General features: G+C 40.3%; 15 protein-coding genes. 9 read left to right on the forward strand and 6 right to left on the reverse strand.

Annotated elements, in window-relative coordinates:
• Window positions 1–73: 73 nt before the first annotated feature.
• From V6260_RS09035 to V6260_RS09050, 4 genes are all read right to left on the reverse strand, one after another.
• Window positions 74–991 (reverse strand): carbohydrate kinase, encoded by a 918-nt coding sequence (locus V6260_RS09035; protein ID WP_341593761.1) that lies wholly within the window; start codon window positions 989–991, stop codon window positions 74–76.
• Between the two features lie 2 nt (window positions 992–993).
• On the reverse strand, window positions 994–2,517 hold the full coding sequence (locus tag V6260_RS09040) for a mannitol dehydrogenase family protein (RefSeq protein ID WP_341593762.1): 1,524 nt from the start codon (window positions 2,515–2,517) through the stop codon (window positions 994–996).
• A gap of 48 nt (window positions 2,518–2,565) precedes the next feature.
• On the reverse strand, window positions 2,566–4,287 hold the full coding sequence (locus V6260_RS09045) for a hypothetical protein (RefSeq protein WP_341593763.1): 1,722 nt from the start codon (window positions 4,285–4,287) through the stop codon (window positions 2,566–2,568).
• A gap of 178 nt (window positions 4,288–4,465) precedes the next feature.
• Window positions 4,466–5,137, reverse strand: coding sequence for an HAD family hydrolase (locus V6260_RS09050; RefSeq protein ID WP_341593764.1), 672 nt, complete (start codon window positions 5,135–5,137; stop codon window positions 4,466–4,468).
• A gap of 371 nt (window positions 5,138–5,508) precedes the next feature.
• Between V6260_RS09050 and V6260_RS09055 the strand changes: the two genes are divergently transcribed.
• Together V6260_RS09055 and V6260_RS09060 are read left to right on the forward strand one after the other, a co-directional pair.
• Window positions 5,509–7,035, forward strand: a complete 1,527-nt coding sequence (locus V6260_RS09055; RefSeq protein WP_341593765.1) for a catalase — start codon at window positions 5,509–5,511, stop codon at window positions 7,033–7,035.
• A gap of 64 nt (window positions 7,036–7,099) precedes the next feature.
• Window positions 7,100–7,591, forward strand: a complete 492-nt coding sequence (locus V6260_RS09060) for an ankyrin repeat domain-containing protein (RefSeq protein WP_341593766.1) — start codon at window positions 7,100–7,102, stop codon at window positions 7,589–7,591.
• Window positions 7,592–7,707: 116 nt separating this feature from the next.
• Here V6260_RS09060 and V6260_RS09065 read toward each other — a convergent pair whose 3' ends face one another.
• Window positions 7,708–9,759: a TonB-dependent receptor gene (locus V6260_RS09065; RefSeq protein ID WP_341593767.1), complete on the reverse strand. Its 2,052-nt coding sequence runs from the start codon at window positions 9,757–9,759 to the stop codon at window positions 7,708–7,710.
• A gap of 394 nt (window positions 9,760–10,153) precedes the next feature.
• On the opposite strand from V6260_RS09065, the gene V6260_RS09070 reads away from it, so the two are divergent.
• Both V6260_RS09070 and V6260_RS09075 read left to right on the forward strand, forming a co-directional pair.
• A complete protein-coding gene (locus V6260_RS09070; RefSeq protein ID WP_341593768.1) occupies window positions 10,154–10,450 on the forward strand; it encodes a hypothetical protein in 297 nt (98 codons plus the stop codon).
• A complete protein-coding gene (locus tag V6260_RS09075; protein WP_341593769.1) occupies window positions 10,447–12,003 on the forward strand; it encodes a PepSY-associated TM helix domain-containing protein in 1,557 nt (518 codons plus the stop codon). The genes V6260_RS09070 and V6260_RS09075 overlap by 4 nt, the downstream gene beginning before the upstream one ends.
• A 50-nt stretch (window positions 12,004–12,053) precedes the next feature.
• Here V6260_RS09075 and yddG read toward each other — a convergent pair whose 3' ends face one another.
• A complete protein-coding gene (gene yddG, locus V6260_RS09080) occupies window positions 12,054–12,974 on the reverse strand; it encodes an aromatic amino acid DMT transporter YddG (RefSeq protein WP_341593770.1) in 921 nt (306 codons plus the stop codon).
• Between the two features lie 181 nt (window positions 12,975–13,155).
• Here yddG and V6260_RS09085 point away from each other — a divergent pair, with 181 nt between their 5' ends.
• From V6260_RS09085 to V6260_RS09105, 5 genes are all read left to right on the forward strand, one after another.
• A complete protein-coding gene (locus V6260_RS09085; protein ID WP_211016318.1) occupies window positions 13,156–13,809 on the forward strand; it encodes a TetR/AcrR family transcriptional regulator in 654 nt (217 codons plus the stop codon).
• Window positions 13,810–13,812: 3 nt separating this feature from the next.
• Window positions 13,813–14,295 (forward strand): putative 4-hydroxy-4-methyl-2-oxoglutarate aldolase, encoded by a 483-nt coding sequence (locus V6260_RS09090; RefSeq protein ID WP_341593771.1) that lies wholly within the window; start codon window positions 13,813–13,815, stop codon window positions 14,293–14,295.
• 333 nt (window positions 14,296–14,628) lie between these two features.
• Complete coding sequence (locus V6260_RS09095) at window positions 14,629–15,837, forward strand: amidase family protein (RefSeq protein ID WP_341593772.1); 1,209 nt, start codon at window positions 14,629–14,631, stop codon at window positions 15,835–15,837.
• A complete protein-coding gene (locus tag V6260_RS09100) occupies window positions 15,834–17,408 on the forward strand; it encodes a gamma-glutamyltransferase family protein (RefSeq protein WP_341593773.1) in 1,575 nt (524 codons plus the stop codon). Before V6260_RS09095 ends, V6260_RS09100 begins: the two co-directional genes overlap by 4 nt.
• Window positions 17,405–18,229: a sulfite exporter TauE/SafE family protein gene (locus tag V6260_RS09105; protein WP_210999840.1), complete on the forward strand. Its 825-nt coding sequence runs from the start codon at window positions 17,405–17,407 to the stop codon at window positions 18,227–18,229. The genes V6260_RS09100 and V6260_RS09105 overlap by 4 nt, the downstream gene beginning before the upstream one ends.
• Window position 18,230 lies beyond the last annotated feature (1 nt).

Raw genomic sequence — 18,230 nt, forward strand, 5'->3', positions numbered from 1 at the left:
AAAAAAGCGGCTCTACCTAAAAGGTAAAACCGCTTACACACACAATGATTGGGTGCAACTGTGAATTTTTAAACTATGTCGGGCTCATAAATTCGTTGATTTGTTCATGAGTGAGTGTAGGTGTGGCACCGGCACTTTCGGCAACCATAGCGCCTACAGCACATGCAAAATCAACGGCATGCTGGGCACAATCACTACTACATAACTGATAAATTAACGAACCTAAGAATGAGTCTCCAGCGCCTACAGTATCTACAACGCTAATTAAATAGCCTGAGTTGTAGTAATTCTTACCTTTTACGGTAAGTAATGCGCCGTGGCTGCCTTTTGTTACACATAGGTATTCAGTATTCGTTTGCTCTGCAATAAACGCTAAGTTTTGCTCAAGTGAATGAAACTTACAGCCCATTGCTTTAGCAATTTCGTAAAGCTCTTCATCGTTCAACTTGATAAAGTCGGCTTTATTCATTAAATCAACTAACGTATCTAACGTGTAATGTGGCGCACGTAAATTAACATCAAATACTTTAAAGTTTGCTACATCAACTAACTGGTTTAATGTAGCAAGTGATGCTTCGCTTCGACCAATTAAGCTGCCAAATACAAATACGTCGCTAGCTTTAACTTTTTCAATTAACGCATCGGTAAGTGTAATGTTATCCCAGGCCGTATCCGCTACAATTTCGTAACTGGCTGAGCCGCTTTTATCTAAAGTAACTTGTACGGTGCTGGTTTCTTTGTCGTTATTAACGGCAATATATTCGCAGCTAACACCTTTAGCTTTTATCTCGCCAAGGAGCTCAGTACCTAACTCATCGTTACCTACTGCACTTATCATGTCGGCTTTAATGCCAAGCGAGTTAATACGTACACACATATTCAGTGGCGCGCCACCTAAGCGTTTACCTGTTGCAAAACAATCCCATAGTACTTCGCCAAAGCAACTTACGCTTACGTCTTTACCTTGTTTAGAGTTAATTAAAATACTCATTATTACTTACCTTTAGGCTCAAGTACGTTTTTCATAATTGCTTTAATTTTGCTCGCAGGTGCATATAGCGCTTCAACATTATCTTTATAATGAGAAGTAAATTCGCTTTGTTCATTTAAGCTGCCAAACAAGCTTGTTAATGATAAAAATGCAAGGTCATCAGTCGCTGTTTTAGCCGCAGCTTCATGAAGCTCACCTTGCATTGCATCTATTACCTCAAGCTTATTACCTTGCTCATCTTCACCTTTATCACTGTAAAAACACCATGCAGCAATAACAAGCGTGGCAAGTGAAACATCACGGCCTTGCGCGATATTCTCGTTAATAGTAGCAATTAAAAACTTAGGAAGTTTAGCGGCACTCTCTGAACAAATACGCGACAAGCTGTCTTTGATATTTGGGTTAGCAAAGCGCTCTATTAGTGTATCTTTATACACTTCAAGGTTGATACCTTCTAACTGCTCAAGATTAGGCGTTACTTCTTTGTCCATAAATGCACGTAAATACTCAGCAAACAAAGGATCTGATACTGTTTCGTCAATTGTGCCATAACCATGTACAGAGCCTAATAAACCAAGTACTGAGTGGCCTGCATTTAATAAACGTATTTTCATTGTTTCATACGGTGTTACGTCAGATACAAATTGTGCACCTACGTTATCCCAATCCGGGCGTCCGCAGCAAAATGAGTCTTCAATCACCCATTGTGTAAACGACTCACACGTAATAGGCCACTCGTCACTAACACCATAAGTATCAACAACGTAATCAATATCGCTCTTCTTAGATACTGGCGTAATACGGTCAACCATTGCATTTGGGAACGTAACGTTAGTGGCAATCCACTCGCTTAATTCTTTATCTTGCTCTGCTGCAAAAGCTAAAAGCATTTTGCGTGTAACGTTACCATTGTGCTGAATGTTATCGCACGACTGCACTGTAAACGCATCAAGGCCTTGATCTTTACGAAGCTTAAGCGCTGCAGTAATGTAACCAAACGCTGTAATTGGGTCGTTTGGATTATTAATATCGTTAACGATGTCAGGATTGCTGTAATCAAACTCACCCGTTACTGGGTTAAAGTTATAACCACCTTCGGTAATAGTTAACGACACAATATGCGTATCGCTATGAGCAAGTTTATTAATTACTGCTTGCTTGTCCTCAGGGGCAAATAAAAAGTCAATCATAGAGCCTATAACTTTGTTATCAATTTGCCCATTTGGGTGTCTTACCGTTAGCGTATATAAGTAATCTTGTTTTACTAGCGTATTGCGCAACCCACGGTTGCCCTCTAATAGGCCTACACCACAAATGCCCCACTGCTCAGAACCTGGCGTTTTTAAAAGCTCGTTGATATAAACAGCTTGGTGAGCACGGTGAAAACCGCCTACACCAATATGAACAATACCCGCCTTTAACTTGCTACGGTCATAGTTTGGTGTGTCTACATGGCTTGGTAATTGTGCCAAGCTTTGCTGGTTTAGCCCTGTTACTAGAGCTTCAGTGTGCTGTTGTTGCGTCATGGTGCGGCCTTACTAAAACAAAAATTAATTATAAAAAGGGGTTATATACTATGCGACTGCATTAAGTGTTTTGTGGCGTTTTAAAGACCAGTAAGCACTAGCAAAATAAATCACAGTACAAATAAAACAAGCTATTTCAAATTGAGATTTGTTATCGCCGTATACGCTCATCGTGTCGCTAAAAAACATCACTTGGCTGGCAAATCCAAAAATAATCAATAATGAAATTGTTGATACAGCGTTTAGTACTTTTGTAAATACAGAGCTGTCGATAATAGGCGCTTTTAAGTCTTTGGCCTGGCTTTCTTGGTATTCTTTAATTGCTTGTAACTCTTGCTCTTCAGCAGCAATTTCTTGCGTGTAGTCTTCACCTGCGCCATATTTTTTAGCAAGCAGTGTGTAAACAATGATTGTGAAAAACCAAGTAGGAATAAATAGGTAGTAAAACGACATTACATCAATAGCATTTAATCCAAAACCAAATACTAATGCCAGCGCCCAAGATGCAATAGCCGGTACGCTACGTGTAATGTTTTTGTATTTAGCCCAGTAGCGAGTTAAACCAATTTTTGGAAACAGTACGTGTTCAGCAAATACAATACCGCCTACAGGTACTACTAATAAACCTGCGTAAGTAAGCAGTGGTAGCATTTGTGAAAATACAAATGGGAAACACGCAATTATAACCGTTACAACACCTACTACTGCTGTTGTACGCTCACGAGACTGATTAACAAAAATAGATTGGGCAGCAAGGCCAGCGCGATAAAGGTTTGCGTTTGCTGTAGTCCAGCCTGCAATAATTACAATAACAAAGCCTGTCCAACCTAAAGCATGGTAAGCAACGTCACCTGGATCAAGCGACGAAATAGTTGTTTTAAGTAATACAGCAACACCCGCGCCCATAATACCAGCAGAGATCCACGCTAGGTAGTGACCAAAAAACATACCTACGCCTGAAAACAAACCATAGCTTTTACGCTTAGCAAATCTAAAGATTGCCATATCAATTAAGCCAAAGTGAGTGATAGAGTTAGCTGCCCACGCAAAACCAATTACTTCTAATAAGCCAATACCTTTTTCACCATCAGCATTCGTGCCCGTCCAAATGGAGGAGTCACCTATGGTCATAAAGTCACTAAAGCTACTTAATGAAGTAGAGCCAATTACATGGTTAGAAAGTTCTGGGAAAAGTGCAAATGAACCCGCTATAAAAATAACAAATAACCATGGTGCACATAGCTTAGAAAAGTCAGCAACCGTAGAAAAACCATACATAGCTACAAATACAACAATAGAGCCTACTGCCAGTACAATAGCAACAAATGATAAACTATTAGGATACCAATCAAGTTGAGCAGGTATATCAAATAAAAACCGAACGGCCGTGGATGATACAGTGATCATGGCGGCCGATATAACACTAAATATGATGACGTTTGCCCAGTTGTAGAGCTTGGTCATTGAATTACCCGCAATTTTATTTAGGTAATTATATAAGCTTAATCGGGTTTCAACAGCAATTGGGGCTGTAATTAACCACCAAGAACACATAGCTAAAAGGTTACCAATTAATAAACCTAATAAAATGTCGATTGTCGAAGCGCCTAATGCAACAAACGTTGCACCAATAACAAACTCAGTTGCCGCTACGTGTTCTCCAGCGTATAAACCTGCAAAATGCTTCCAACCATGAAGCTTGCTATTAGCAACGGGAAGCTGCTCTTCGTTAACATCTTTAAATGTTTGTGTGTGTGGACTTGATGCCATGGTATTTTCCTATTGTTTTAAACACAGCACTAATTATTAATTTAAATATATGTTTAATGTTTAAATTAATAATTAACTCAATACTGTGTCTTCTTATAATGCTACTACTATATCTATTTAATACTTTATGCATTGAGCGTTATGCTTTGTCAGTGTAAAAGCGTAACGCACTGTTCTATTACTGTGTTTGTAATGCCGTAAACTGTTTATAAAACTCATCCCAGTGCGTTAAATGCGCAACATCTGGATAAGCTTGGTGAACAAAGTTCACTGCGCCTTGCATGTGAGTGCCACCACTGTAATGCAGGACCTGCATGTTTGCGGCAAGTGCTGCGCACACGCCCGCTTTAGAGTCTTCAATCACTAAACAATGTTGAGGTTTAACACCCATTTGCTCAGCGGCATGTAAAAACAAATCTGGTGCTGGTTTACCGTTTTTCACCTCACTTGAGGTAAATACCTTATTAAAGTACTGCTCAAGATTTACAACGTTTAATGCCTTGGCTGTGCGTTTAGGACTACTGCTTGTAGCTATACAACACGCTACCGATAATCGCTGTAAAACATCTTTAATATTGTTTGTTGGTATCAGTGCCGTTTCAAACTCTTTTAAAAGTGCTTCTCGGTAATCGGCTTCAAAGCTTTCAGCTAAGGTTACATTAAAGGTATCAAATAAATTTTGTGTGACTGTTTTAAAGTTACAACCTAAAAAGTGTTGTTGTACATACGCACGGTCAATATTCACATCAATATCAGCGAGCATGTTTATTAATACCTGCGCACTTAATATTTCGCTATCGATAACAACGCCATCACAATCAAAAATAACTAATTCTATTTTAGTATTCATATTGCCCCTTTTTATGCACCTACTTTGGTGCAACCTCAACTTGAGCATAAGCTCAGTGATTGAGCATATTCTCTTTATTGTAATAATAAGTCAACATATTGATAAATTAAAACGCACCATACTGGTGAATATTTATGCATTAAATATGAAATAGTCTGTATTTTCATTAACTTCAATTTTACGATTACGACTAAGGTCGAATAAGCGCGCTAGCAACTTATTTAGACAGTAAACTAAACGCCCTTCAATCTAATTTTATGATTACAACAATCTAAACAATCAATTTTACCGAAACTCGTTTTGTTAATACACTCGTTAACAGTTAAACAGCCTGCAACAACGCTGGCACATTTATTAAGACGAGGTTGACAATGAAGACTATTAATAACAAAACAACATTAACGCTGAGTGCTCTAGCACTAGCAATGGCAATACCAGTAAGTGCAGCAACTACATTAACAAAAGATAATGGCGCAGCAGTTGGCGATAACCAAAACTCAATAACTGCAGGCGAGCGCGGCAGTGTATTACTTGAAGATGTACAACTAATTCAAAAGCTACAACGTTTTGCACGTGAGCGCATTCCTGAGCGTGTTGTACATGCTCGTGGTACTGGCGCACACGGCGTGTTTGTAGCATCAAAAGAACTAGATGATTTAACAATTGCAGCACCCTTTGCAGAGGCTGGTAAAGAAACCGACGTATTTGTTCGTTTTTCATCAGTAATTCACTCTAAAGGTAGCCCTGAAACACTGCGTGATCCACGCGGCTTTGCAACAAAGTTTTACACAGACGAAGGTAACTGGGACTTAGTAGGTAATAACTTACCTGTGTTCTTTATTCGTGATGCGATTAAATTTCCAGATATGGTTCACTCGTTAAAGCCATCTCCGGTAGATAACATTCAAGATCCTAACCGTCTTTTTGACTTTTTCTCTTACGAGCCAGGCTCAACTCACATGCTAACGTGGGTTTACAGCGACTACGGTACACCAGCAAGCCTTCGTAAAATGGATGGCTGGGGCGTACACGCATACAAAATGATTAACAAATCTGGCGATGTAAAATACGTTAAGTTTCACTGGGTAAGTCAGCAAGGTATCGATAACCTTGATGCTAAAGAAGTAGCTGAAGTACAAAGTAAAAACTTTCAACATTTAACGCAAGATTTATACACGCAAGTAAATGCAGGCAACTTCCCTAAATGGGACTTATACATTAAAACACTTGATCCATCTCAGTTAGGTGACTTTGACTACAACCCACTTGATGCAACTAAAATGTGGTTAGATGTAAAAGAAACAAAAGTAGGCACGATGACATTAAACCGTATGCCAACTAACTTCTTTCAATCTACTGAACAAGTTGCAATGGCACCGGCAAATGTAATTCCAGGAATTGAGCCTTCTGAAGATAGACTATTACAAGGGCGTGTATTTTCTTACTCAGATACGCAAATGTACCGTTTAGGCGCAAACCACCAGCAATTGCCAATTAACCGTGCAAAAGTTGACGTAGTTAACTACAACCAAGACGGCGCAATGAACTACGGTAATACTACAAGTAACGTGAACTACCAACCAAGCCACGAAAACGTAGTAGAAAACCCAATTGCTCGCAGAAGCCAAACAGAGCTTAAAGGCTACGTGCAACAAGCAGCAATTAAAAAGCAGCAAAACTTTGCACAAGCAGGTGTTCTATACCGTGGTTTTAGCAAGCAAGAGCGTACTAACCTAATAAACAACCTAGCAGGCGATTTAGGTAAAGTGAAAGACGCTAAAGTAATGCACAAAATGCTTAGCCACTTTTACAAAGCAGACACTGAATACGGTACGCGCTTAACCAACGCTGTAAACGGCGACATGAAGCAAGTGAAGCAACTAGCCGCTAAACTTTAATAATTTACCCAACCTTGAGGAAGGGCTGACTCCCCTTCCTCTTTTTCTAAAAAAGGTAAACTGTATGCGTAATTTACTTATAATAATTACTTTAATGATGAGCTTTTCAAGCTTTGCTAATGAGCCGCAAAGTGCTGTAAATGAGCCAACATCCACCCAAACACAGTACGAAAACCTACTTGCTTATTACTTTGCTGCCGCGCGCACCAATGACACAGCCGTTATAACGCAATTTGTTGATGCAGGCATTCCTATTAATAGTTTCAACAACAAAGGCTATACCGCACTCATGATTGCCACTTACCACGGCAATAAAAGCACGGTAAATACCTTACTTCAATTAGGCGCCAATGCTTGCCTTGAAGATAACCGAGGAAATACAGCCTTGATGGCCGCAATATTTAGAGGTGAATTTAGTATAGCTAAAACACTTGTTAGCCTAGATTGCGACAACGACCATCAAAATAAAGCAGGGCAAACAGCCGAGCTATTTGCACAAACCTTTGGTCAACAAAAAGTGCTCGACTTACTAGCACAGGTAAATAATCAAAATTAACTTTTTATTATTTACCTGCTTAACCAAGCAATTAAGGAGAAAGCACATTAATAATCACGCGGTAATATATAAAATGAGACTCGTTTTTTAATAACAGTCTCATTCTCTTTTAAACATTAAAAGCGATACGTTACAGACGCACCTAGCGTTTGAGGGTTAACAACAGCAACATAGCCGGTTGGGTAAGAGCCACTTGCAGGTTCTACCGACGTATAAGCCTCTTCATCAAACGCATTATTTACATAACCACTTATTAGCCAATGCTCACTATCGTAACTAATAGTTGCTCGCGTAATTGTATAGCCTCCGGCAATACGCTCTTGTGTGTTAGTTAAATCACCATAATACTCATCTACGTAATTAGCACTAACATTTAACTTTAAGCTATCAGTAAACCAATGCGACAACCCTAAACTTGCTGTTAACTCTGGAGCCGAATTAAGCTCATTACCAACAGCATCCGAATAGGTGGCTGATTCATCTATTTTAGTTTTAAGTAACCCAAGCGCCGCATGCAATTGCCATTGTTCGCCTAGCATACTGTATGCCTCAAGCTCTAAACCATAGCTGTGTGCATCATCAATATTTGTGATTTTTCTATCTGAACTTAACGCTTGATAACCATTAAAATTATTATAAAAAACATTAGCACTAATATTTATATCACCATCACTGAGTACGCTACGTGAGCCTAGCTCGTAGGTGTTTACTGTTTCTTGATCATAGTAGTAATATTCTTGCGCAGTGAAGTTTAATGCACCACCACCAGCATTATAACCACGCCTAGCACTGGCTGATAATGTTGTTTCATCAGATATTTTATATTGAATTGCTAACGTAGGTAATTTGATAGTGTTTGAGTTGTCCAGCTGTTCAACTAATCTACTCCCCCCAAAAGCCATATCAAAATTACGTAGTTGCTCTTCCCGCTCAATTCTAAGCCCTGCGGTAAGCGTAAACGCTGTACTTAACTTAAAGCTTGTTTCTGTGTAAATAGCTTTGGAGTCACTGTCGTCGTCGCCAAAGTAATTTGTTGCACCTACACTTTTAAAGTCTTGGTCACGGTCAAAGTAAGCAATACCTATAAAGCCTGAATAAAAATCACTGTTTAAGCCAAAGTTTAGCTTGCTATCAATAGTGATATTTTTTTCATCCATAGACACATCAGACTCAGCACTGGCTAGTGCTTCATACGCTTCGTAGCCCCACTCGTAGTCCATATAAGCAAGTAGAATATCAAGCGAGTAATTGTCATTAATTTTATAGCTAATATCCACTTGCGTTGTATCTGACTGCGTATCCATATCGCGCTGAAATAACGGTATATAATCAGATGGCTCATCACCTTCAAAATATTTACGGCCGGTATTACCCTCTTCGCTGTACGTTGAATAAGTTAACTGCACCGATAAGTCTGTCGTTGGGGTATACAGTAATTTTGCGCGCGTACTACTGGTATTGAGCTCATTAAGATTTTTATCCGTTGGGTTTGTCTCGTATACCGTTGGGTTACTAAACGTTTCACCGTTAACATATTGAGTAGATAAGCGAAATGCGAGTACATCATCAATTAATCCACCCGAGACAACAGCCGCAGTGTCCAGGTAATTATCTTGGTTTTTATACCCTACACGTACAGCGCCTTCAAAATCTTGTGTGGGTGCTTTGGTTGTCATATATACAGCACCGCCAATACTATTACGTCCATTACTAGTAGATTGTGGCCCGCGGTATACCGCTATTTGGTCTATATCCCACAAACCAGTATCGCCAGTTAAATCAGCAACAAACGGCTGACTTACACCATCAACCAAAGTCGAAACGCGTGCTTTTGAGCCCCCACTAAACGAATTAAACCCAGTTGCTCCGCCATTGCCCGATACGCCACGCATATCAGGTACGGCCCCTGTTAGTACAACCACATTAGCCATTTCGGCTAAAGCGTCAGAAACAGAAGATAGTTGCCCATTTTCTAATAACGATTTATCTACTACTGCTACCGATGTAATTGTATCTTTGAGTGATTTTTCAATTTTTTCACCTGTGACAACAATAGTATCCATTGATTCACGACTTACTTGATCATCAGCAAAAGCGTAGCTTTGAGTAAATAAAAATGAACTCGCAATAAATAAAGACAGTTTGTTACGTTTAAATGAAGCAACCACAGTTATTTCCTTTTATTAATAGTTGGTATGACTAGCTGTAAATTTCGCGAAAAAAGTAACACAACAACAACCTTATTGCAATTGAGTTTAATTATCATTTACAATATCATAAAGATTAATAACCATTTGTATTTATGCTAAAACTTACAATTATTTTTATCCTACTGATTGCTACAACCTTGCTGTATTGCACTAATCGCCATCAACGGTTACTTAAAAAGTCTATCTCTGGGCACTGGCGTGTGCCTGCAACCCTTCTTTTAATAGCTGCTGTTGCTTTAGCTTTTTATATTTTTACCCCCGCTGCGGCCACGTTCTTTATTATTTTTATGGTTATGCTGGCCTTAATGATCGTCCCATTTACGAGCTTATTTAAAAATAAGGATGTTAACTAATGAGCACACCACAAAGACAAAAAATACAGCCAACTTGGCTCGGTAAAAGTTTAGCGGGAGGTTTTTTAGGTTTAACCCTTTCATTTGTGCTTGTTGCTTTTTTTGCCTGGTATGGCCCCGGAGGAATAGATGCACGCGACAAAGTACAATTTAATATGTGGATGATCCCACTTATATGGGTAACCATTTTTAGCTTCACGTATTTATTTAGATCTGCAAAACAAGCATGGTTAACGCTAGGTGGGTTAAATATAACGCTTTATAGCTTGTTTTTAATGCTGGGGCACGGGCTATGAAAGTAAGATCAGATATTTTACGTACCTACCAAGGAGTTCATACTTGGACTGGGATCATTGCAGGTTTAGTGCTTTTTATCGGCTTTTACGCGGGTAGTTTGACTATGTTTAAGTATGAGCTGGCTAATTGGGCAGTCCCTGTAAGTGCACCAGTCACTGGGCCAAACAGCAATAATTATCAAGCCTTAGTAAATAAAGCCATAGATCAATACCCTCAGCAAATGAGTAATGGCTTCTCCATCGATTTATTAACTGATCAAGCGCCATTATCTTGGTATAGCCAAGGTAAAGAGCGAGGAATGGCCCTTGATAATCAATTACAGTTTTTACATTTAAATGATGAAAATGAGCTAGCCATTGAGCAAAAAAGCGAAAATAAGCTCGCTGATTTAATAGACTATCTACATCGCACAGCTGGTTTTGTTGGGGAAATTGGGCATGATCAATCAGGTGTATACATACTCGGTATTGCGTCTGTCTTATACTTTTTAGCATTGGTGTCTGGGGTAATTATTTTACTACCAACACTTGTAAAAACATTCTTTGCAATCAGAAAAGAAAAAGGCCCTAGCCGCTTTTGGCTCGATAGCCATAATTTAGTGGGTATCGCCAGCTTACCCTTTCATTTAATTATTGCTTTTACCGTGGTTGTTTTTGCTTTTCACGATTTAATTTATGATGGCTTGTCGCCGTTTTACGACGACAAATCGTTTTTTCAACGTCCACCTCCAGCAGCGCAAAGTTATCATATTGAAAACTTACCCAGTATAGAAAAACAGCTTTTAGCAGCAAAAAATTATGCGCCAGGCTATGAGCCTATTCACATTGCATTGAGTCGACTAAATACCAATAGCCCTACCGCAATTATTAAAATGAGTAACGATAGTGCAGTAGTAAGAGGACCAGATACAGACTACTTATTTTTACAGCCGTATACATTAAAAGTCCTTAATTCTAGCTACCCACAAGGTGAAGATGGCATTTGGGGTAATATAGTCGCAAGTTTCTTTTCACTTCACTTTGGTACCTATGGTGGTGAATGGGGACGTTGGGGTTATTTTGTAATGGGGCTGTTTGGTGCTTTTTTGTTTTATTCCGGTAATTTATTGTGGTTAGACAAGCGCGCTAAAAAAGATGCTAATAAACGCAGTACACTTTTTATGGCTAATTTAACAATTGGTGTGTGCTTAGGGTCAATGATAGCAGTGACAGCCACTTTATTATTAGCTAAGTGGCTAAACCACTATTTAGCCAATGCAAATTACAGCTATTTATACAGTTACTACGTGGTGTTTTTTGCGTTTATTGCTTATACATTTAAAAAAGGTACGCATCATGCCAGTTACTGGGGCTTAGTTAGCCTTGCAGGATTATGTTTATGTATGGCAGGGTCGACACTGCTGCAGGCAATATCCACAAATAATTATTTTAAGTACTATCAAAGTAGTGTTGTTGATTTGAGTGCGGTTATATTCGCATTGATATTTTTCTACAGCGCCAAAAAAGTAAAGATGAAATTAGCCAACAACACTATTGCACCTACAAAAATATAAACTCTTTAGCTACATAAAGTAAGGCGCATAGCGCGCCTTACTCTAAAAATTTAATTTAACGCTTCAGTTTGCTTTTTAATAGGCTTTTCTCGGGTTACAAAGTAGCAAATGAGCGAGCCAACCGTTACCAGCACAACCCCTTGCCAAAACGAAGCACTCAACGTAATAGATAGATACAGCGCAGAAATAATAGTAGAAAACACTGGAGTAAAATACGATAGCGTCCCCAACAACATTAAATTACCGCCAATAATCGCTTGGTTCCACAGTGCATAACCGCTCCCCACGACTACACCCGCTAATAATAATGTTAGGCTTGAGCCCAGTGAAAATGTTAATGGTGCTTCATTACTAAAACCATATTGGACCCACAAGCTCATTGCCGTAACGCTAAAAAATATCGTAATGGCATTTTTACCATTACTTAGCTTTTGCGTTATTACGCAATAAATAGCCCATATAAACGCAGCAGCTAGTGCCATTAAATAAGTAGCGGGGTTATCTGCAAAGTTAGTAACAAGCGTATCCATCGACATTTCTTGATCGCCCGTAATGCACCAAGCAACGCCTAAAAAAGCAATAATCATACTCGGGTAAACCCAGTAACTTACTTTTTTACGGCCAATAATAATAGAGAGCAATATAGTCAGTGTGGGCCACAAATAGTTAATGACCGCCATTTCCATTGCCTGATGACGGCTATTTGCCATACCAATAGAAAGCGCTAAACAAATTTCGTATGCGACAAATAATAAAGTACCTACTACCAAGTAGCGTTTCGAAAAACCACTAAGTTTAGGCACACCCATAACCAAAATTAAAAATATAGAACTTACAGAGTACATAGCCGCAGCACCGCCAATAGGGCTAAACAACTCAGAAATATCCCGTAGTAACGCTACTAAACAGCTCCACAGTAATATTGCGACAACTCCGTATAGCGTATATTTATTTTTGCTTATAAAATCCATTTGCCAATCCAAAAGTACTACTTGTAAATTTGAAACTAAACTAACAGTAATTGTTTAATTAAACAATCAATGCGAATAGCTTAAACCACTTGCCTGTATTTAACATTCATTCACTTTAGTAATTGACCTTTCGGTCAATAAAGATAAAATCAATCAACGCCTTAAATACAAATAAATGCTAATGAGCACTCAAACTAAACCAAATAAAAAAGAACTCACTCGAGAAAAAAACCAAACGTTAATACTCGATGCCGCAGAGCAATTATTTTCTCAGCTTGGTTACGACGGAACAAGCATGAGCATGATAGCCAAAGAGGCAAGTGTGCCTAAAGCTAATATTTTGTATTATTTTAAAAGTAAAGACGGCCTTTACGAAAACGTGATAGACCGCATTATTGCTCACTGGAACTTAGGCTTAGATAATGTAAGCCCAGACGATGACCCCGCACATGTGCTTTATAATTACGTTAAAAGCAAAGTAATACTTGCTGTAAACCAACCGTTGCAATCGCGCTTATTTGCCAGCGAAATACTACGTGGTGCACCTTACCTACAAAACTATTTTAGAGCCAATACTCGCCCATGGGTAAAACAAAAAGTAGATGTTTTTCAGGCGTGGATCGATGCCGATAAAATGGATAACGTAGACCCATACCATTTGCTCTTTACTATTTGGTCAACCACACAATATTACGCAGACTTTCAAGCCGAAGTATTGTTAGTAATGAATAAGTTAGAATATGACGAAACCGATGTGGCACAAATAACGCAATCAATTGCCCATATTATTTTAAAAGGTATAGGTTTAAAAATACCTGAGCAACGCGAGGCTTAACCCATGGATAACTTTACCACCCCCGATTTATTTGACGATCACCGCGATAACGTCCAAGTAGCCGACAGCGGCCTATGCCACTTTGGCAAAAAAACCACGTTTAGTGGCCAAGCAGTAACTGTTACCTGCCCAGAAGACAACTCCTTTGCCGCCGATATATTGCATGAAGATGGTAAAGGAAAGGTGCTGGTAATAAATGGTTTTGCGAGCAAACGTTTTGCTTTTATTGGCGATATAATGGCGGAGCGCGCCTTAAAAAATGGCTGGGAAGGCGTAGTTATTAATGGCTGCTGCCGTGATATTGAAATACTCGCCACTATGGATTTACCCGTTATGGCTTTAGGCTCTACTCCGCGTAGCACCTCAAAGCGAGGATTTGGCGATAAAAACCAAGCAGTGACTATGCTTAGCACCACTATTAATCCTAACGATTGGCTATACGCCGATGTTAACGGCTTAATTATTAGCAGCGCCCCGCTTTTATAACCCTCTTTATAATACTATTTTTTACTACCAAGTTGGTGCAGTCTCGCACCAACTTGGTGTGTTTTAGCGCCAAAACCTCAGCTAATCAAATCTTACTTTTTCAAAAACATAGCTAAACACCAACAAATCTTGACCGAGCGGACAACTTTATTTTTTTGGCATTGCTTTTGCTTAGCATTTAGGCAGTATAAAAGGCTAACCGATTAAAAAGCGGATCAGGCTCTGTAAAATAAAAATAATAAGTTATGCACTGGGCTGAAAAATAAAAATAATAAGTTCGTCTTTTTAATCACCCTAACCCATTGGTCAAATTTGTTATAACGAGTGGTGATAATGAGTACCCAAAAAAACAATAACACGGCCGGTATTTTTTGTGACCATGGTCCAAAAGCATGGCAAACACATAATCAAGGTATGCTTAATAATAAGCGCCTTGCAGTAAAAGATGTATTTGCAGTTAAAGGCGAGCGCAACAGCGCAGGTAACCCTACTTGGTTCAAAGCAGCAAAGCCTGCACAGCAAACAGCGAGTGCCGTAAATAAGTTAATGAACGAGGGGTGTAGCTTTACAGGCTTTACCCATACCGACGAGCTTGCATACAGCTTAGAGGGGAATAATATTCACTACGGTGCGGCACAAAACCCAAAACTTAGCGGCCATGCAAGTGGCGGCTCGAGCATGGGATCTGCAGCTGCCGTTGCCGCTAACTTAGCTGATATAGGCCTAGGCACTGATACCGGTGGCTCAATTAGAATTCCCGCAAGTTATTGTGGCTTATTTGGTATAAGACCCAGCCACAACGTTATTGAAAAAGATGGCCTAATTCCGCTTGCTCCCCCTTTTGACACCATAGGCTGGCTTACCCAAAGTGCAAAACTACTAAGCGATGTAGGCAATGCATTGTTACCAAATCAAGCTATTAATACTGTGGATACCTTAGTTATTTATGAACCATTATTTGAGCTAGTAAGCCCTGCCTTACAAACACCTATTAAGCAGCTACTAGAACAAACCAAGCCTTATTTTAAACACCACAAAGAATTTAAATTGCCTAACAGCAACTTATTAAGCGAACTCGCTGATAGTTTTAGAATACTGCAAGGGCGAGCAATCGCAAAAACACATAAAGATTGGCTACAATTGCCGGGGCATCTTCCCCAATTCGCTCCGGCAATTGAGGCCCGTTTTAACATGGCGCTTGCCTTAACATACCAAGAAGAACAAGAAGCATTAAAAGTACAAACTCAGTGGCAAACAATAATTGCTAAAAACCTAAACACAAATAGTTGTTTATTTTTGCCAACCACACCCACAACCGCACCTAAGTTGGGCGCCGACACAAGCGCCTTACGCATGCAAATAATCACTTTATCTGCCATTGCTGGTCTAAGCCGCTCGGCGCAAGTTCACTTACCATTGGCTAATTTAGAAAATGGTCATCCATATGGGTTTTCATTGATGATGAGCCACGGCAACGATAAAAGCCTGCTTGCCTGCGTACAACAATTAGCTGCACACTTTAAACAGGACACACTTGCATGAGCACACACAACATTGCATTTACTGCCCCGCACTTTTCAGCGACCGAAGCAGGCACCTTAATATTAAAACAAGGTGGTACTGCCACCGAGGCAATGGTAGCGGCCGCCGCTGCTATTAGCGTGGTTTACCCACATATGAACTCGATTGGTGGCGATAGCTTTTGGCTTATTGATAACCCAAATCAAAGCACACCCACAGCCATAGATGCATGCGGGCGCGCGCCTAGTGACATAAGCGCCTACAGTAATGAGCAACACATACCAGAGCGCGGCGGTTTAAGCGCGCTTACTCAAGCGGCCACCCTTCGTGGCTGGCAAAAAGCCCTTGAGGTAGATGAGCACGCAGCCCTGCCACTAAGCACTATTTTAGCCCCTGCTATTAAACTCGCTCGTGAGGGCTTTACCGTGACAAAAAGCCTGCAAGCGGGCTGCGAAAAATTGGCAAGTGTTGCCAATACCAACGATGCGTTTAAAGCACTATACGTACCCAATGGTCAGCCTTTACAAGCAGGGCAACACTTTAAAAATCCACAACTTGCCAATACCTTTGAACATTTAGCAAAACATGGTTTAAACGATTTTTACGAAGGCACACTTGCCGACTCGTTTGCCCGCGATTTAGCAAACGCAGGCAGTGTTATTTCGTCTGCCGACATTGCCAACACGCAAGCCGATGTAGTGGCCCCACTGAATGCTAATTTATCGGGCATAAATTGTTATAACTTACCCGCGCCCACTCAAGGCGTGCATTCACTACAAATAATTGGTGCCGTTAATAAGTTAAAGCATTTAGCCAAAACCGATGCCGATTGGATGCACCTGATTGTAGAGGCCACAAAACAAAGCTTTACTCACCGCCCAAAATTATGGGCCGATCCTAGTGTGCTTGGGAATGATTATAAAAATGCACTAACTGATGAGCGCTTAAACGAGCTTGCCAACAATATTGATATGAACCAAGCCAAGCAATGGCCATTTAGTGCAGAGCCAGGCGACACTGTTTGGATGGCTGCACGGGATAAAAATGGTCAACTAGTTAGCTTTATTCAAAGTGTTTATTGGGAATTTGGCAGCGGCGTATTAATGAGTGAAGGAGGTTTTGTTTGGAATAACCGCGGCTTGAGTTTTAGCTTAAACGCAGAAGATACAAACGCTCTTAAATCACATAAAAAACCTGCGCATACGCTAAACCCAGCAATGGCTAAATTTGCCGATGGCAGACGCCTTGCCTACGGCACCATGGGTGGCGAGGGCCAACCACAAACTCAAGCCGTAGTATTTAGCGGTTACGCGTGGCGAAACAAAACGATTGAGCAAGCCATTAGCGACCCTCGTTGGCTATTAGGGCGCACTTGGGGTGATACCAGCACAAATTTAAAGGTAGAGCAAAGCTTAGTAATTCAACTTGAACATGAATTAAATCAACGTGACCACGATTGGGTAAGCGTTGATAATAACAATGAAATGATGGGTCACGCAGGGGCTATATTAGATGCACCTACTGGTCTTGAAGCCGCCACAGATCCTCGCTCAGATGGGCGTGCAATAGTAACTACAGCAGGAACACAATGACAGAAATAATAAACCAATGGCCCATTATTGCGGCCTTAATAGCAACCGGTATTTTTGCTGGTATTTTAGCAGGCCTATTTGGTGTAGGCGGCGGCATAGTAATTGTGCCTGTGCTGTACTTTTTACTGCAAGGCTTTGGCGTAAGCCCTGAGTCGGCCATGATGATAGCCACCGCAACATCGCTTGCCACCATAGTGCCTACGTCTATTTCGTCTATTCGCTCACACCATGCAAAGGGCAATATTGATCTTGCTTTAATTAAATACTGGGCGCCGTTTATTTTAGTAATGGCTGTTGTAGGCAGCTACTTAGCGCACTCAATACGCGGTAACGCACTGGTACTTATGTTTGCGTGTATTGCTATTTTAGTAAGCCTTAATATGTTATTTAGAGCCGGCGCCCCTGCCCTTGTAAGTAAGTTACCGGGTAAATTTGGCCAAGGCATAATGGCAAGTATTGTCGGTGGCTTATCGGTCATGATCGGCATAGGTGGCGGTACAATTGGTGTACCTATGCTCAACGCATTTAACGTACGCGCCCATGTTGCCGTTGGCACAGCAGCGGTATTTGGTTTACTCATTGCGCTACCGGGCGTAATTACCTTATTAAGTATTGGCACAACGCCAACCGATGCTCCCCTAGGTACGTGGGGGTTAGTTAACCTCCCTGCCTTTTTTCTTATTATTCCGCTGACTATTTTATTTGCGCCTATTGGCGTAAAAATTGGTAGCAAGCTGGATCAAAAACAATTAAAACGCGCTTTTGCTGTTGTCTTAATGATCACGGGCATACGCATGTTAATTCAAACACTTGGAGCATAAA

This window comes from Pseudoalteromonas aliena, assembly GCF_038155085.1.
In the GTDB taxonomy this organism is placed as follows: domain Bacteria; phylum Pseudomonadota; class Gammaproteobacteria; order Enterobacterales; family Alteromonadaceae; genus Pseudoalteromonas; species Pseudoalteromonas aliena_A.

What these genes read in the sequence shown, in the direction of transcription:
- V6260_RS09035 (WP_341593761.1), bottom strand. Translation starts at nt 991, where the DNA reads ATGAGTATTTTAATTAACTCTAAACAAGGTAAAGACGTAAGCGTAAGT.
- V6260_RS09040 (WP_341593762.1), bottom strand. Translation starts at nt 2,517, where the DNA reads ATGACGCAACAACAGCACACTGAAGCTCTAGTAACAGGGCTAAACCAG.
- V6260_RS09045 (WP_341593763.1), bottom strand. Translation starts at nt 4,287, where the DNA reads ATGGCATCAAGTCCACACACACAAACATTTAAAGATGTTAACGAAGAG.
- V6260_RS09050 (WP_341593764.1), bottom strand. Translation starts at nt 5,137, where the DNA reads ATGAATACTAAAATAGAATTAGTTATTTTTGATTGTGATGGCGTTGTT.
- V6260_RS09055 (WP_341593765.1), top strand. Translation starts at nt 5,509, where the DNA reads ATGAAGACTATTAATAACAAAACAACATTAACGCTGAGTGCTCTAGCA.
- V6260_RS09060 (WP_341593766.1), top strand. Translation starts at nt 7,100, where the DNA reads ATGCGTAATTTACTTATAATAATTACTTTAATGATGAGCTTTTCAAGC.
- V6260_RS09070 (WP_341593768.1), top strand. Translation starts at nt 10,154, where the DNA reads ATGAGCACACCACAAAGACAAAAAATACAGCCAACTTGGCTCGGTAAA.
- V6260_RS09075 (WP_341593769.1), top strand. Translation starts at nt 10,447, where the DNA reads ATGAAAGTAAGATCAGATATTTTACGTACCTACCAAGGAGTTCATACT.
- yddG (WP_341593770.1), bottom strand. Translation starts at nt 12,974, where the DNA reads ATGGATTTTATAAGCAAAAATAAATATACGCTATACGGAGTTGTCGCA.
- V6260_RS09085 (WP_211016318.1), top strand. Translation starts at nt 13,156, where the DNA reads ATGAGCACTCAAACTAAACCAAATAAAAAAGAACTCACTCGAGAAAAA.
- V6260_RS09090 (WP_341593771.1), top strand. Translation starts at nt 13,813, where the DNA reads ATGGATAACTTTACCACCCCCGATTTATTTGACGATCACCGCGATAAC.
- V6260_RS09095 (WP_341593772.1), top strand. Translation starts at nt 14,629, where the DNA reads ATGAGTACCCAAAAAAACAATAACACGGCCGGTATTTTTTGTGACCAT.
- V6260_RS09100 (WP_341593773.1), top strand. Translation starts at nt 15,834, where the DNA reads ATGAGCACACACAACATTGCATTTACTGCCCCGCACTTTTCAGCGACC.
- V6260_RS09105 (WP_210999840.1), top strand. Translation starts at nt 17,405, where the DNA reads ATGACAGAAATAATAAACCAATGGCCCATTATTGCGGCCTTAATAGCA.